The organism is Cerasicoccus frondis (assembly GCA_031296915.1).
In the GTDB taxonomy this organism is placed as follows: Bacteria; Verrucomicrobiota; Verrucomicrobiia; order Opitutales; family Cerasicoccaceae; genus Cerasicoccus; species Cerasicoccus frondis.
Genome location: JAVDPC010000053.1, coordinates 1 through 14936, shown reverse-complemented (window position 1 = coordinate 14936; position 14936 = coordinate 1). Strand labels below are relative to the sequence as shown.

Annotated in this window: 12 protein-coding genes; 7 read left to right on the top strand and 5 right to left on the bottom strand. The window is 56.7% G+C overall.

The features are described 5' to 3' along the window. The first annotated feature begins 86 nt into the window (after positions 1 to 86). From RBB63_RS23130 to RBB63_RS23105, 6 genes are all read left to right on the top strand, one after another. A complete protein-coding gene (locus RBB63_RS23130) occupies positions 87 to 680 on the top strand; it encodes a hypothetical protein (RefSeq protein WP_309387774.1) in 594 nt (197 codons plus the stop codon). Between the two features lie 17 nt (positions 681 to 697). After that, positions 698 to 1093 (top strand): hypothetical protein, encoded by a 396-nt coding sequence (locus tag RBB63_RS23125; RefSeq protein WP_309387772.1) that lies wholly within the window; start codon positions 698 to 700, stop codon positions 1091 to 1093. A 741-nt stretch (positions 1094 to 1834) separates the two neighbouring features. Further along, positions 1835 to 2236, top strand: a complete 402-nt coding sequence (locus RBB63_RS23120; protein WP_309387770.1) for a YciI family protein — start codon at positions 1835 to 1837, stop codon at positions 2234 to 2236. A 321-nt stretch (positions 2237 to 2557) separates the two neighbouring features. Continuing rightward, positions 2558 to 3196 (top strand): DUF2760 domain-containing protein, encoded by a 639-nt coding sequence (locus RBB63_RS23115; RefSeq protein WP_309387769.1) that lies wholly within the window; start codon positions 2558 to 2560, stop codon positions 3194 to 3196. 46 nt (positions 3197 to 3242) lie between these two features. Further along, complete coding sequence (locus RBB63_RS23110) at positions 3243 to 5081, top strand: Hsp70 family protein (RefSeq protein ID WP_309387768.1); 1839 nt, start codon at positions 3243 to 3245, stop codon at positions 5079 to 5081. A gap of 3 nt (positions 5082 to 5084) precedes the next feature. Beyond that, positions 5085 to 7919: a hsp70 family protein gene (locus tag RBB63_RS23105; protein WP_309387766.1), complete on the top strand. Its 2835-nt coding sequence runs from the start codon at positions 5085 to 5087 to the stop codon at positions 7917 to 7919. A 37-nt stretch (positions 7920 to 7956) separates the two neighbouring features. Here RBB63_RS23105 and RBB63_RS23100 read toward each other — a convergent pair whose 3' ends face one another. The 5 genes from RBB63_RS23100 to coxB are packed head-to-tail and all read right to left on the bottom strand — an operon-like array spanning position 7957 to position 14064. Continuing rightward, complete coding sequence (locus RBB63_RS23100; protein ID WP_309387765.1) at positions 7957 to 8715, bottom strand: polysaccharide pyruvyl transferase family protein; 759 nt, start codon at positions 8713 to 8715, stop codon at positions 7957 to 7959. A gap of 46 nt (positions 8716 to 8761) precedes the next feature. After that, a complete protein-coding gene (locus RBB63_RS23095) occupies positions 8762 to 9127 on the bottom strand; it encodes a cytochrome C oxidase subunit IV family protein (RefSeq protein ID WP_309387764.1) in 366 nt (121 codons plus the stop codon). A 43-nt stretch (positions 9128 to 9170) separates the two neighbouring features. Then, the gene (locus RBB63_RS23090) at positions 9171 to 10487 is read right to left on the bottom strand and encodes a cytochrome c oxidase subunit 3 (protein WP_309387763.1); all 1317 of its coding nucleotides are present in this window, start codon (positions 10485 to 10487) and stop codon (positions 9171 to 9173) included. Positions 10488 to 10511: 24 nt separating this feature from the next. Further along, entirely contained in the window at positions 10512 to 12548 is a 2037-nt protein-coding gene (gene ctaD, locus RBB63_RS23085) for a cytochrome c oxidase subunit I (protein WP_309387762.1), read from the bottom strand. Positions 12549 to 12570: 22 nt separating this feature from the next. Then, positions 12571 to 14064, bottom strand: a complete 1494-nt coding sequence (gene coxB, locus RBB63_RS23080; protein WP_309387761.1) for a cytochrome c oxidase subunit II — start codon at positions 14062 to 14064, stop codon at positions 12571 to 12573. A gap of 163 nt (positions 14065 to 14227) precedes the next feature. On the opposite strand from coxB, the gene RBB63_RS23075 reads away from it, so the two are divergent. Then, the gene (locus tag RBB63_RS23075) at positions 14228 to 14758 is read left to right on the top strand and encodes a plastocyanin/azurin family copper-binding protein (RefSeq protein WP_309387760.1); all 531 of its coding nucleotides are present in this window, start codon (positions 14228 to 14230) and stop codon (positions 14756 to 14758) included. The last annotated feature ends 178 nt before the right edge of the window (positions 14759 to 14936 follow it).

Below are 14936 nucleotides of genomic sequence, written 5' to 3'. Positions count from 1 at the left end.
TAAAAGAAACAGCATAACCAGTCGGGATATATGACGAAAAATGCTGACGCATTTTGCGCATATACCCTCCACGTTCGTTCAAAGAAATGCTCTGGAAGAAAACAAAAAAACAACCAATTCCAGCCGTCAGTTCTGAGGGTGGACCGATTCTCGTTGGCGACCTGAATCGAATAAAGAAATGGTCTGGAATTGAATCGGGAGGGCAAGATTACGATACATTGTGCGAAATTAGTATCGGGAAGGAAATCGTTTCACTAGATACTTCGCTTTTATCTTGGGATATGCAGGGTGCCGGAACTGTCCATCTGTCTCTAAAGGAAAGAGAAGTCACTCTGGTTAGATTTTGGTCAGACATACCAATCACTCACGAGCTAATTGATTTAATAGCAGAAACAGAAGAATTTGTAGACACAGAATACAGATTATCCACTCCATCGAAGTGCATTGGATTTCTATGGTCACCAGAAGACGGCAGAACTTTGGAAGAACTAGAAGAAAAACACGGAATTCCCGAAGGAGACTTTTCCATGAGAGGAACGGCCTATTATTTTAAAGAAGGAAGCAAAGCATTTAGGATACTGAAATTTTCAGGAGACGGAGAAGGATTCGAGTTTATTGCACTAAAACTAAAGAAGGAACCAGGCGAGAGTGGCGACGGCATTCGCCGTGCCACCTCTTAGCGTTGGCTGAAAGAACTATGAAAGATGAAATTGATAAATATGCTGGAATCATTACAGCATTAGCATTCCTCGTTGTAGTTTTTTACGCTGATGGAAACTACGACCTCTGGGATGTCTTCCTTGGATTCGTCGGTCTAATTTTTGTAGTTAAACTGATTCCGCATGTAAAAAAAGAAGAATTTTTCATGACATTCTTAGTAAGCAGCGTAGTATCCCTAAGCATAACCTCTTTGTTGTTTTCGGGACTTCAACTTTGGAAGTCAGCTGTAGAGTTTGCATCGCAAAACTGGTATATGCAGAGCTTTTCGATCTTTGGGATTATAACACTAGTGCTGACACTGACACTTCACCTCAGGAGCGTTAAAGCCAACAACGCGAGCGAGGCAACGGCTTGCAGCCGCGCCTCCTCTTGACGTTCGGTCAAGATGCCTCTCCTTAGCAATTCTTCGCGCCTTCGCGTCTTCGCGTGAGACCATTACGTATGAGTGGTTCACGCCAAGACCCGGAGACCCTAAGCTACTCCACGACAGAATAGGTAATCCCATCACACTGAAGAATTGCCATCCACCTGTAACCCACCTACAAAGATTCCCACTCCACTACCATGCAACCGCAACCAGAAACCGAACCAGGCGAGATAGCTGACCCAATATTCCGCGCCTTACGGCGCTCCATGACGCTCAGCGACTCTTAACGTTATGAGAAACGTACCGTACAGATATCATTTGGCGAGTTTTTAGGCGCTTTCTTAGTGTCGATTCCTTTTTCTGTGCCCGTTGGCTTTACTTTCTGGGCTTCATAAAGAAAGACTTCCAATATGGACGAGTTTTATTGATTTGCGGTATCGCCACTAGTGAGTGGAACTACGTTTGTTTTCCATAATACTAAGAGAAGAAGATCTAGAATACGCCTCTTGAGTTTATGCATCGTATACAGCACATCTATGTTTATGACACTACCTAAGAATACTAGGTAAATTTTACTTTCATGGTAATGACTCGCTAAGTAAGGTTGATTGGATCGTATTCACACTTAGCGCATTGATCTGCATCGCTATGCCTAGGATATTGAGAACGCAACAAATCAGGATAGGAGACGAATCACGCGGTGCGTGAACTTGCCTACCTTCTACGTTCGGCAAACCAAGAAACTCTATGAAATACCTGTGCGTTGGCTACCTCGACAAAAGCAAGATGGATTCGCTGACGAAGGCCCAGATAGATGACGTCATGAGCGATTGTCCAGCTTACATGGATGAATTCTATGACAGCGGAAAGGTGCTCCTAGTTGCTGGCACCCCTCCAGAGTCGAAGTGCATGCGCCGGCTAGATGGGAAGGTGGAAATTTCCGACGGTCCTGCAGGGGGAGCCAGCGAGGCGATTGGTTGCGTGTTTTTGATCGAGGCGGCCGATATTGAGGATGCTATAAGAGTCGCATCATTGCATCCGACCACGCGAATTGCAGCCGGCGAGAAACTGGGCTTCCGTATCGAAGTCAGTCCCGTCCACTACTTCGACGAACGGGCGTTGAAATCAGACGCTGCAGAGCCAAAATGAAACCTAAGCCGAACTAGGCGAGGGTAGCAATGGCATTCGCCACGCCACCTCTTGACGTTCGGTCAGTAGCTCCTTCCCTATATATTATTCTTTGGGTCTTCGCGTCTTTGCGTGAGATTAATATCTATGAGTGTTCACGCCATGCTTCGGCGGAGAACAGTGTCGGTTTTACGTATGCCTTATCTTTACCGGTGGGTGTTAGAAGGCGTTTTCGTGCAACCCGGCATTGTGCGTCAAAATGACGCGCGACAGCCCTTCAGATTCCCTGCTTGAGTTTCGGGAACAAATCGCCTTCATCGACAGACCACTTTTCCAAATACCATGAAAGCGATTTTCATCATTGGCGGCCTGCTGGTCGCGATTCTTAACGGCCTGAACTTTGTTCCGTCTCTCGCGGAGCAGTCCGTGGCCTTCAATGCATTGTCCATTATTGCTGGCGTCGGCCTGGCGCTGGCGGCGTTGGCGAAGTTCCCCGCCGCGACGCAACCAGCGGCGCCCGCCCCCGAACCGGAGCCCGAGCCTAAGTCGGTGGTCGAGTCCGCCCCGCCGCCCAAAGTGGAAAAGCCCGCCGAGCCCGATCATGCCGAGCTGGTGCAGTTCCTCGCGCAGTTGCAGGAGAGGGGCCGCTTCATTGATTTCGTGATGGACGACGTCACCGCCTACACGGACGCCCAGGTCGGCGCCGCCGCGCGCGTGGTCCACCAGGGCTGCCAAAGCGTGGTCAAGGAAACGCTGTCCGTCGAACCGGTCACGACCACCGCCGAAAACGGCAGCATCACACTGGAGTCCGGCTATGCCGTCGCGGACTACCGCCTCGTCGGCAAGGTCGCGGGCGAGCCGCCATACACGGGAACTTTGCGTCACAAAGGTTGGCGTGCCACGTCGTTTAAGCTGCCCAAAGTCGTCGCCAAAGACGGCGCGCTGCCGCCCATCGCCCCCGCGCAAGTGGAGCTGAAGTAAACGCGCTGCCCCGGTCCGAAGCTACCCCGCCAACGACTATTTTGCCATGAGCACCACACATTGTTTGGGAATTGATTTGGGAACGAGTAACTCGGCGATGACGCTGACCTCGATCGACGCGCGCGAGCTGCGCGTGTTGTCCATCACGCAGGCCTTCGGCCCCAATAGCGTCGGCGAGCAATCCGGGTTGCCCTCCGCGCTCTACCTGCCGAACGAGGGCGAGTTCGAGTCCGGCGCCTTCGATGTGCCGGGGCTGGATGCAGTGCAGCCGGGCGTCGTCGGCCGCTTTGCCCGCGAGCATGGCGCGCAGGTGCCAGACCGCTTGGTGACGTCGGCCAAGAGCTGGCTTTGCCATAGCCAGATCGATCACCGTCAGCCGATCTTACCGTGGGGCTCGACTGTCGTGCCGACCGCGCAAAAGCTGTCGCCGATCACCGCCTCGCAGCGCTATCTCGAAGTGCTCAAGGCAAGCTTTGCATCGCAGAGTGAATCGCTGGGAGCATCGCTGGAGTCGACACAAGTCGTGCTGACCGTGCCGGCCTCGTTCGACGAAGTCGCGCGCCAACTCACGCAGGAGGCCGCGCAATCTGCGGGCTTGGGTGAAGTCATTTTAATGGAAGAGCCGCAGGCGGCATTTTACGCGTGGCTCGAAAAGATGGGCGGCGATTGGCGCAACCACGTCACCCCGGGTGACCTGGTGCTCGTATGCGACGTCGGCGGTGGAACGTCGGACTTTAGCCTAATCGCCGTATCCGACGAAGGTGGGGATTTGCAACTGGAGCGCCTTAGTGTCGGTGAGCACATTTTGCTCGGTGGCGACAACCTCGACCTCGCGCTGGCTTACGCATTGCGCGCGCAGATCGAAGGAGAGGGCGGCTCGATTGACGACTGGCAATTTCTTGCGCTGATCCACGCCGCGCGTGTCGGCAAGGAGCAACTTTTTGAAGACCTATCGCTGGCCGAAGTGCAGGTGGCCGTGCCCTCACGTGGCTCGTCGCTCTTTGCCGGCAGTGTGAGCACCGCGCTGCGCCGCGAGCTGTTGGAGCAAATCGCGCTCGAAGGCTTTCTGCCGTTGACCGCGCCCACGGACATGCCCGCTGCGCAAACCGGTGGCGGCTTGAAGGAGTTTGGCCTGTCTTATGCATCGGACCCAGTGCTGAGCAAACACCTCGCGCGGTTCCTCAAGCGTAGTCTTGATAGCGTGCGTTCCAGTGAGACGCTGTCCGCGTTGCTGCCAGACGAGGCTCTCCAAGGCGATCTGATCGTACCGTCGGCAGTGCTGTTTAACGGCGGTTTCTTTAACGCCGATCCAGCCCGCGCCCGCGTGTTGGAGCTGTTGCGTTCCTGGGCAGGCGCACGCGAGGTCCGCGAATTGGCGGGCAGCGACTACGCCTTGGCAGTATCCTATGGCGCCTGTTATTACGGTCTGAGCAAACTGTCCGGTCAAGGCGTTCGCATTAAGGCGGGCGCATCGCACAGCTACTACCTCGGCCTGGAAACCACGATGATGGCGATCCCCGGATTCAAGCCGCCGGTCAAGGGTGTGTGCGTCGTGCCGCAAGGCATGGAAGAGGGGACCGAAGCCGTGCTCGACGGTCAGGAGTTTGGTCTCGTGCTCGGGCAGGAGGTGAACTTCCGCTTCTTCAGCTCAACCGCTCACGCAGGTGATGCCGTGGGCACGGTCGTAGCGAACGCCGAGAAAGATTTAGAAGAAACCGCCTCGGTGCAAACGCAGCTGGAACCGGTTGACGGCATGTCGGTCGGCGAGGCAATCCCGGTCAAGCTTCACTCCCGCGTGACGGAGCTCGGTGCCTTGGAGCTGTGGATGCAGCACACTCGCAGTGATGCCAAGTGGAAGCTGGAGTTCTCGGTGCGGACGCAGTAAAAAATGCCCACTCGTTACACCATAGGAATTGATCTTGGCACGTCGAATTGTGCCTTGGCTTACATTGATACCGAGGCGCCGACGCCGCGGACGCAGCTGCTCGAAGCGCCGCAGTATGAGTCGCTGGGGAAATGGCGGGAAGACGCCGTGCTGCCGTCGTTTTGCTATTTCCTGACGGACGATGAAGCACGCGAGCTGCATGGTGAAGGGCAGGCGGTGGATCAGATTGCTGACTGGTCTCGGTCGCGGGTTGTTGGGCTTTGGGCGCGGGAGATGGCGTCGCTCGCGCCGGAGCGCGTAGCGTATTCCGCGAAGTCGTGGCTTTGTCATCGCGGTGTGGATCGCGAAAGCAAACTGCTTCCGTGGCAATCGACGGTCCTGCCTGCCGAGCGTAAGCTGTCGCCGGTAGATGTGTCGGCGGCCTACCTGAGCTACCTGCGCACGGTGTGGGATCAGCAGATGGCGGGCAAGGATAAGACGGCGCGCTTTGACCGGCAGGACATCGTGATCACCGTGCCGGCATCGTTCGACAGCGATGCGCAGCGGCTGACTCAAGAAGCGGCGGAGCGCGCGGGCTTTCCGGCTTCGACGCGTTTGCTGGAAGAACCGCAAGCGGCGTTTTATGCGTGGCTGGAGCGTCATCCGGGCGCGGAAGAATTAGCGGCAGCGTTCCCCAAGTTGGGCGAGCGACCGGAGCTGGTGCTGGTGTGCGATATCGGCGGTGGCACGTCCGACTTTAGTTTGTTTGAAGTGACGGCACCCGAGCAGGCAGGCGCGCTGCCCGCGATTCGTCGGCTTGCCGTGAGCGAGCACATTTTGCTCGGCGGCGATAACCTGGACCTCGCGCTGGCCAAGACGATGGAAGTGCGGCTGACCGATGGTGGTGAACTTTCAACGAGCGCCTGGGCGCAACTGCTCTCGCAATGCCGCAGCCTGAAGGAGCGGGTGCTAGCCGACCCGGCGCCCGAGCGCGAGAAGAAGTTACCCGTCTCGGTGACCGAAGGCGGGTCGAGTTTGTTTGCCTCGGCGCGCAGTGCGGATATCACGCAAGGGGAGTTGCTGGACTTGTTGCTCGATGGCTTTTTCCCGGATTGCCCGGCGGACGCCAAGCCCGCACGTGAGCAAGGTGGCATTCGTGAGATGGGGCTGCCCTATGCGCAGGACTCGGCGATCACGCGGCACTTAGCGGGCTTTTTGAACGGACGTCGTGTCGATGCGTTGCTCTTTAACGGAGGCACGGTGGCGTCGTCGATTTTACGCGAGCGCCTTTGCTCGCAAGCGGCGAAATGGCAAGACAACGCCAGCCCAAGTGTGCTGGCCAATGATGAGCCCCACCTGGCCGTGGCGCGTGGCGCGGCGCACTATCGATTCTGCGAGCGCGAGGCGGCGGGGGTGACGATTTCCGGCGGTAGCGGCCATGCGATTTATTTGGAGATCGAAGGCACCGCGCCCAAGAAGGTGCGGGGTAAGAAAAAGAAGAAGCAAGCCGCCGCGATGCGGACCGGCGTTTGCATCCTGCCGCAAGGCGCGGAGATAGAATCGCCGCAGCGGCTTGTCGAGCACGACATCCAACTGCTCGTAGACCGACCGGTGCGCTTTCAGGCGTGGACCTCGCCATCGCGGCCCGATGATGCGGTGGGCGAGGTTGTTGATTTGAACGACGACGCTTTTCACCGTTTGCCTGCGTTGTCGACGCTGGCGCAGTTGCCGCCCACGGTGGACAAGCCCGCCGACGGAAAGCTCGCAGTGCACTTGATCGCTGAGTTGAATAACCTCGGCCTGCTGCAAGTGGTTTGCGAGAGCGTGCGCCGAGTGGGGGATCGTCAACGACGCTGGGCGCTGGAGTTTAATCTCCGCGAAAAGCTGAGCGAAGTCGATGCGCCGAAGAAGTCAGCGGGGGGGGAAGACACCGGTGTGTCGACCGAAGATCTGCAACACGCACAAGCATTGGTCGCTGGTTGCTTTGGAGTGCAAAGTAACTCTGTGGAGCAAAGTAAGCCGGCGCGCTTGCTTAAAGATTTGGAGGAGGCGCTTCGCCTTAAACGCAAGGAGTGGAATACCGCGTTGCTGCGTCAGCTGTGGGAGCCGCTGGGCGAGGCGCTGACGAAGCGCGACCTTTCGCTGGAGCATGAGCTGTCCTGGCTGATGGCGGCGGGCTTTGCGCTGAGGCCGGGCTATGGCCATGCCTTTGATCAATACCGCATGCAGCGCCTATGGTTTGTGCATGAGCTGGGGCTCGCGCACGACCGTGATAAGGCGATCCGCGAGCAATTGTTTATCTTGTGGCGTCGGACGGCAGGCGGGCTTGACCGCGAGCAGCAGCTTTCGCTTTACCGGGACTGGCAGGAGAAAATTTACGAAGACACCAAGCAGAGCTACGAACCGCTGCGCATGGCGGGCGCTTTGGAGCTGCTGCCCATGGAGGAGCGCACGAAGCTGGCGCAGCATTGCCAGGTGCTGATCTCGCAGCGCGCGGACAAATACTGCGATCACGCGATTTGGGCGCTGGGACGCTTGCTTAGCCGTACGCCGCTGTATGGCGGGGAGGGCGCGATCCTGCCGGATGAATTAGTGGACGAAATCTTTGGGCAATTGGAACCCTTGGCGTGGATCGGTTCGCTGGCCGGGTTGACCACTACCTTTGCGCAAGCCGCTCGCCGTCTCGACAACCGGGATCATGATTTGCCCAGTGCGTTGCGTGAGCGCATCCTGAGCAAGCTTCGCAGCTCGGGCGCGAGCGCCGAGCAAATCGAGCGTATCGAGACGTTTGTCCCGCTGGAGGAGAAAGATCGCCAGCAGCTTTTTGGCGAGTCTTTGCCCGTGGGCTTGCAGTGGTAATATTCCGCAGAGTTATTGCGTTGGATGCGCTTCTGAATTAGAAGTCAAACTCTTCGTGGAAATGAGCGTTGGGGAAATTTCCTTCAATGCTAGAGCGGAAGATTGACTTGTTTTTAAAATAGGCTCCGGGGTAGAGGTGAACTTCGCGGCCAAGCAAGCAGGCGGCGATAGACACATGCAAGCGGTCCGTATAGATTACGGAGTATTTTGCGATGTGCTCAAAAAACTTGGGGACGTTGGAGTTGTTGTTTCCCGCCGCACTGATGTCCCAGTTATTGGAGGGAAGTTTTATTTTTGCTGCGCTTTCGGCATCAGTTCGGAAAAAATAGCCGACGCCTGAACCCGGATCTGAGGTCTTGAATTCGTCGCCAATAAAGAACGCCATATCATGGCAGAAGGTTGATTCCGGCATGCTTTGCAAACTCTCATAACGATCACGGGAGAAAAAGGTAGTTCTCGGAATGGAGTAGTGCGATTGATACGTGGAGGGCATGACGATCATTGGGAAGAAGCGGGATAGCCGCCTCACGAAATGCGCCGGGTAATCGTAAAACTGGCACCAGGCGCCGCTTGCGCCATATATTGCGGTTCCCCCGGTTAAAATTGGCAGTAGCCAGTCCAGCTTGCTTTGTCGCCTGATCCGGTAGGGAATGCCAAATTCGTTGAGGAACTTCAAAGAACCGTAGGCGATCAGCGCATCTCCCCAATTGCCTTCCAAGTGAGGCAGGTAGTGGAATGGACGTTTGCCAGTGCGTGACTTCAGGTATTGGGCGAGTTGAACAAACTCTTCATTCATGGCAACGTGCTTAAACGCTTTGCGCGAGATGGCAAGCGTTGTGACGTCAGGCAATGAGGTTCTGGAATGTCACCTGGAGTGATGCGATTTCGGCGAGGTCGACATCGTCGATGGAGAACAGCGCCAGCAATGCAATCATGGTGCCAGTGGCGAGGATCATGCCCGCCAGAAACAGCCAGAAGAGAAGTTGCTTATCGTAGATCAGGTGCATGAACCAGAGGATGACCGCGAAGAACTTCACGACGGATAAGACGATCAGAATCGACATCACGATCCAACTCGCCCATGGCAGGAAGATGAGCACGATCTCAATGCCGGTCAGCACCGCCAGGGCCATTGCGAGGTTGAAGAAGGTGTGGTAACGCGCGTTTTCGAGGATCGCGGCTTCTTTCCAAGTGGTGGCGTGGGACATGGCTAAGAGACTAAAGTGAGCAAATTAAAAATTAAAGTGGCTTCTACAGCTCGATGTATTCCACGAGGTAGACGGCGGTGAAAATGACGATCCACACGATGTCGACGAAGTGCCAGTAAAGGCCGGCTATTTCGACATCGATTGCATTGCGGGGCGTGAGGCGTCCCGAGTAGCTGAAGATGAGCATCGAGAACAGCCAAAGGATGCCGATGGCCACGTGAGTGCCGTGGGTGCCCGTCATCACGTAAAACGTTGAGCCAAAGACGCTGGTTTGGAGGCTGAGGCCAGGGACAACCTTGACCTGCTTGAACTCGGTGACCTCGAAGCCATAGTTGCTGTGCTTGAAGTAGTCCTTGGCCATGGCCTTGGCGGCGGAAATAGACTCTGGAGCACTGGCTTGGGCTACTACGGCATGGGCGGGTTTGTGGGGCGCCTCAGTTGACGCCTCTTCTGGCGCTTGGGGCTTCGTTTCGTCGCCTTCGTTGGAGGCATGTGCGTCGGAGGCTTCCTTCTCTGCTTCAGTGCTTGCTGTCTTCTCGGCAGTTTCACCCTCGCCGTCCTCAGCCGCCGCCGCTTTTTCGGCGCCTTCATCTTCCTTGGCTGCTTCTTTTTTCTTGTCAGCGGGGGGCGCGGGGAGGTTGCTTTGGATGATTACTTGCGAAGCCTCAGGGTGCTTAGGGACGAACAAATACTGGCCGCTGATAACCAGCGGATCGCCGCTGTCCTTGGGCATTTCCAAGTCGAACGTAAAAGGAATTGGGCCGCCATTCAGCTCTGCGCCGTCTTCTGCTTCGAAATCGATGAGCTTCAAGCCCAAGTGTTCATGGGCAAAACCTTCTTTTGCGGCGCCAGTGTCGGCAACGTCGTGGAATAGCCCCAGATTGCTCTCATTGCCAAATATCATCTGGCCTTCGGTGTTTTCAGCCTTCCATTGATACCAGCCTTGCCCATGGAAAAAGTGCTGAAACTCATACACCTGGCCGCCGAGGAAAATCAGACCAAAAATGATCACGCCGAAGGTGTAACGGCGGAAACTTTCGATTGCGCCCTTGTGCATGGCGGAAACCGCGAGCGCCATCAGGAATGAGCTCATCAGCAGGATGAACGTCGAAAATGAGGTGAGCTCGATATCGAAGGTGCCAGTGATGTCGACCGCGCCTTCCTGCGGGTGTCCGAAGGGGTAGAGCTTGCGGTAAATGAGGTGCGTGGAGATCAGCGTGCCGAAGAACATGCAGTCCGACGCGAGGAAGAGCCACATGATGAGCTTCTTGTTCTCGATGCCGGTATTGGTGTGCGAGTCGGCGTGAATTTCCTCCAGCAGCTTGTCGTCGAGGGGTGGGTTGGCGGGTTGGGAAGCCATCAGTCAGTCAGGTATTGAGAGAAATTAATGAGCGGCGTGGGCGACAGGAGCGTCCTTGGGCTTATCGGCTTGATCTCCATCGTGCGGTGGTTCGAGGTGATAGCCGCCGGGGCCTTCCAGCGCCCAGAGGTATACGCCAAGGAACACCATGCCAAGGCCAGCAATGACGCAGTAGCCTGCATAGGGGACGCCAGCGCCAAGCATGGCCATCGAAACGCCAAAGAAAGTGAAGCCGAAACCGCAGAGTAGGGGCCACCAGGATTGGCTGGGCATGTGGATACCGTGACCGTCGTCGGGCATGTATTCCATTTTCTTATCGCCGTGTTTGTGGACCCAGTAGCAGTCGCGGGCCTGGACAATTGGCGTGGCGGCAAAGTTGTAGGCGGGCACTGGGGTGGGGGTCGACCACTCCAGCGTGCGGCCGTCCCATGGGTCAGCTGCGGACTTCGGGCCCTTGACTGCGGTCCAGGCCAGGTTGACGAAGCAGAGGAAAACGCCGATGCCGAGGATGAACGCGCCAATCGTGGCGACGAGGTTCCACAGGTCCCAGCCCATGTCGCCCAGGTAGGTGTGGGTGCGGCGGGGCATACCGGTGAGGCCCAGGTAGTGCATCGGGAAGAAGGTAATGTTAAAACCGGCGATCACGAGCACAGCAGTCAGGTAGCCGAGCTTTTGGTTGGGCATGCGGCCAAAGATTTTTGGCACCCAGAAATAGAGGCCAGCCAGCAGGCCGAGGAGCACGCCGCCGAGGAGCACGTAGTGGAAGTGCGCGACCACGAAGTAGGAGTCCTGTTGTTGCGCGTCGGCGGGGGCGGAGGAGTGCATGATGCCGGTGAAGCCGCCCATCATGAACATCCAGATGAAGCCCAGTGCGAACACCATCGGGACGGTGAACTTGATGCGGCCGCCCCAGAGCGAGCCCATCCAGTTGAAGATCTTCACGCCAGTCGGGACCGCGATGGCCATGGTCAGCAGGGAGAACGCGGCGGTGGCTATCTTACCCAAGCCGGTGGTAAACATGTGGTGCGACCAAACAGCGAAGCCGAGGAAGCCAATCACGGCGCCCGAGAAGACAATGATGGGGTAGCCAAAGAGTGGCTTTTTCGAGAAGGTCGGCAGGATTTCCGAAACGATGCCCATCGCGGGAAGCACGAGAATGTAAACCTCCGGGTGGCCAAAGACCCAGAACAAGTGCTGCCAGAGAATCGGCTGACCGCCGTTATCGATACGGAAGAAATTCGTGTGGAAGAGGCGGTCGAACATGAGCTCAGCCAAAGCGATGGTGATGGCCGGGAACGCGAAGATGATCAGGAAGCTCGTGATGAGCGTCATCCAGGTGAAGACTGGCAGGCGCATCATGGTCATGCCCGGCGCGCGCATATTGAGGATCGTCACGATGAAGTTAAACGATGCCGCGAGCGAGGCGACACCGAGGATTTGCAGGCCAACGATCCAGAAATCCGTGCCGATGCCGGTGTAGTCCCGACCGGTTAATGGCGCGTAGCCGAACCAACCGCCCGCAGGCGCGATTTGCGATAAGGCTTGGTTTTTGCCCATGATGGTCAGCGTGTCGCCAAGCCAGCCAACGGTGTGTGCAAATTGGAAAAACCAGCTGACGTTGAGCACGGTAGCGCCCGCAATAAAGGTCCACAGCGAAAAGGTGTTGAGGCGGGGGAAGGCGACGTCCCGTGCGCCGATCTGCAGCGGCACGAGGAAATTAAAGAACGCGGCGGACAGCGGCATGACGCCTAGGAAGATCATCGTCGTGCCGTGCATCGTGAACAGCTGGTTGTAGAGCTCGGCCGTGATCAAATGATTTTCCGAGGTGGCCAACTGCGCGCGAATGAGTAGCGCTTCAATGCCCCCCACGAGGAAGAAAAACATCGCCGCCGCGCCATACATGATGCCGATCTTCTTGTGGTCAACGGTGGTCAACCAGTCGATGATGCCAGCATGGCGATCGGGGCGGGTCAGGCCGAGGTGCGACTTCTCCGGCGCGAGTTGGGTTTTATCCGCAACGGCGTGGTGATGATGGGGGTCTGCGACGTGGGTGGCGCTCATGGTAAAATGGGTCGTTTAGAAATTACTTCAGGGTCTGGAGATAGGCCGCGATCTGCTTGAACTCATCATCGGTCAGCCAGCCGCTGACGGAAGCGAGCTTGTCCATCATTTCAGGGTTCTCTTCGATCTGCTCCACGATGTGGCGGAGGGTCAGTTGATCAGAGACAACAGCGGTGATGGGGCCATTGGCGTCTTCCTTGAGCAGAGCGAGCTGTTCCTTTGAAACGCCCGCGCTGGTTAAATTTTTATCGGTCAGGCCGACTTTGCTGAGGTCGCCGTAAGTCAGGCCAGAGTATTTATAATCCCACAGACCGGCGTCCAGTCGCTCATACATGAGGTTGCCAGGCTTGTATTGGTGTGACCTGGCGATCCATTCAAAGATGTTTTCCGCCTGCTTTTGCGCATCGAGCCCGCCGTTTTCGGTGTAGTGGTTGAGGATGCCGGCTGCGACGGACTTGCGTTCGCCGAGCTTGGTCAGGTTGGGAGCGGACGGGCCAGCGGCGGGGGAGCCGTCGATGGCGTGGCAGACGATGCACTTGCCTTTGCCAAAGAAATGTTGGGCGCCCTGGACGATGTCGTCATGGGCTTTATCTCCGTTGAGCAGGCCCTTCGGGTCCTTGCTGTTGGCCATCGACCAGGCCATCCAGTTGTCCTGGTTGGTGGGCTCGGGCTTGTCGGCGGTGGGTTCCATTTGGAATCCTGCGGGGGCGGGGGCGCCTTCCTTGTAGCTGGCGATCCACTCGTTGAACTTCTGGTCGCTGACGACTTCCGCGCGGAAGAGCATGTAGGCGTGAGCTTCGCCGCAGTACTCGGCGCATTGGCCAAAGTAGTAGCCTTCCTCCTCGGCGAGGAGCCACATCCAGTTTTTGCGACCGGGAATAATGTCCACCTTGCCGCCGAGCTTGGGCAGCCAGAAGGAGTGAATAACGTCGTAGCCGCGCAGGTTGAACTTCACCACCTTGTCCTTGGGCATGACGAATTCGTTGGCGGTGGTGATGCCGAGCTGTGGGTATTCAAAGGCGAACCACCATTGCCAGCCATAGACGTTGATTTCGAGCACGTTGTCCTTCTCCTCGGGGGAGATCAAGCCGCGCTCCATGTAGGCGCCGAGTTTCGATTCCTCGTAGTAGGGTTGGTCTTCGGGCAGCTCGTGAGTAAACCAGATCGCGCGCAGGGTGGGGATCGCAATGATGACGAGGAGGAAAATGGAGCCGCCGATCAGGCCGATTTCGATCAGCGGATTGCCGTGCCCTTGAGAGGGCATGGGCTTGTTTTCGTCGCCTGGCTTTTCGCGGAAGCGCCACACGACCCATACCAGCGCGCCGCCGACAACGACGAAAATGCCAGTGCAGACGTAGACCGTCAGCATAAACAGGTCGAGCTGTTCGCGGGCTACGGGGCCTTTGGGGTCGAGGCCTGATTGTGGCGTGGTGATGCTGCAACCGGTCAGCCACAGGGCAAGCAGAACGAGCCCAGTTCCCAGGATCAGGCGAAGAAATCGGGGGTAATTGGTCATGTGTTTCAGAACGAAAGTCAAAGCAGTCAGAGACGCCGTCGGGACAGCATTATAATAATCCTGCTCCTAATGGCGCTTAAAACCTTATTTAATTTGTTTAGGAGGCGCTTAAATTCAAGCGGAATATTGCATTGGCGGGATTTACCGCATTTACTCCACCACAATGCGTCCTACTATCAGTATTTGTCTGTTGGCGACCGCCGGTTTTTTCACTGCCTGCGGCCCCCAGCCCCCCAAGCCCGAGCCTGTGGAAAAACCAGCCTCAGCGCCCAAGGTGTCCAACGCCGCAGGCAAGGCGTCGACCACACACACCATCGAAGCCAACGACCAGATGCGCTTCAGTAAGAAGTTGATCGAGGTGCCTGCGGGCAAAAAAATCAACCTCACGCTACGCAATGTCGGCCACATGCCAAAGGAACAAATGGGGCATAACCTCGTCATCCTCGATTTTGGTAAGGATGCGCAGGCTTTTGCCATGGAGGCGACTTACAGCAAGGACAACGGCTACATCCCCGCCAAGATGGAAGACTGGATCGTTGCGAGGACTGAACTGCTGGGGCCCGGAGACTCGGAGACCATCACGTTTACAGCCCCCAACAAGCCGGGCGATTACGAGTACATGTGCACATTTCCAGCTCATTACGCCATCGGCATGAAGGGCATCATGCGCGTTGTAGTCGAAGTCGAGCAGTAGGCCCTAGAGCACTTTTCATCTAGATTGGCCGATCAGGCCGCAGTGATTTTTCGTGTCCAGCAAGCCGCCTTGCGCTGCATCCAATCTCTACCCCACCGGACTCGGCCAATCTAGATGAAAAGTGCTCTAGTGTGGTGTCAGCGAAGTTCGCTGCATAAATACTGAACCTTACCGAGGA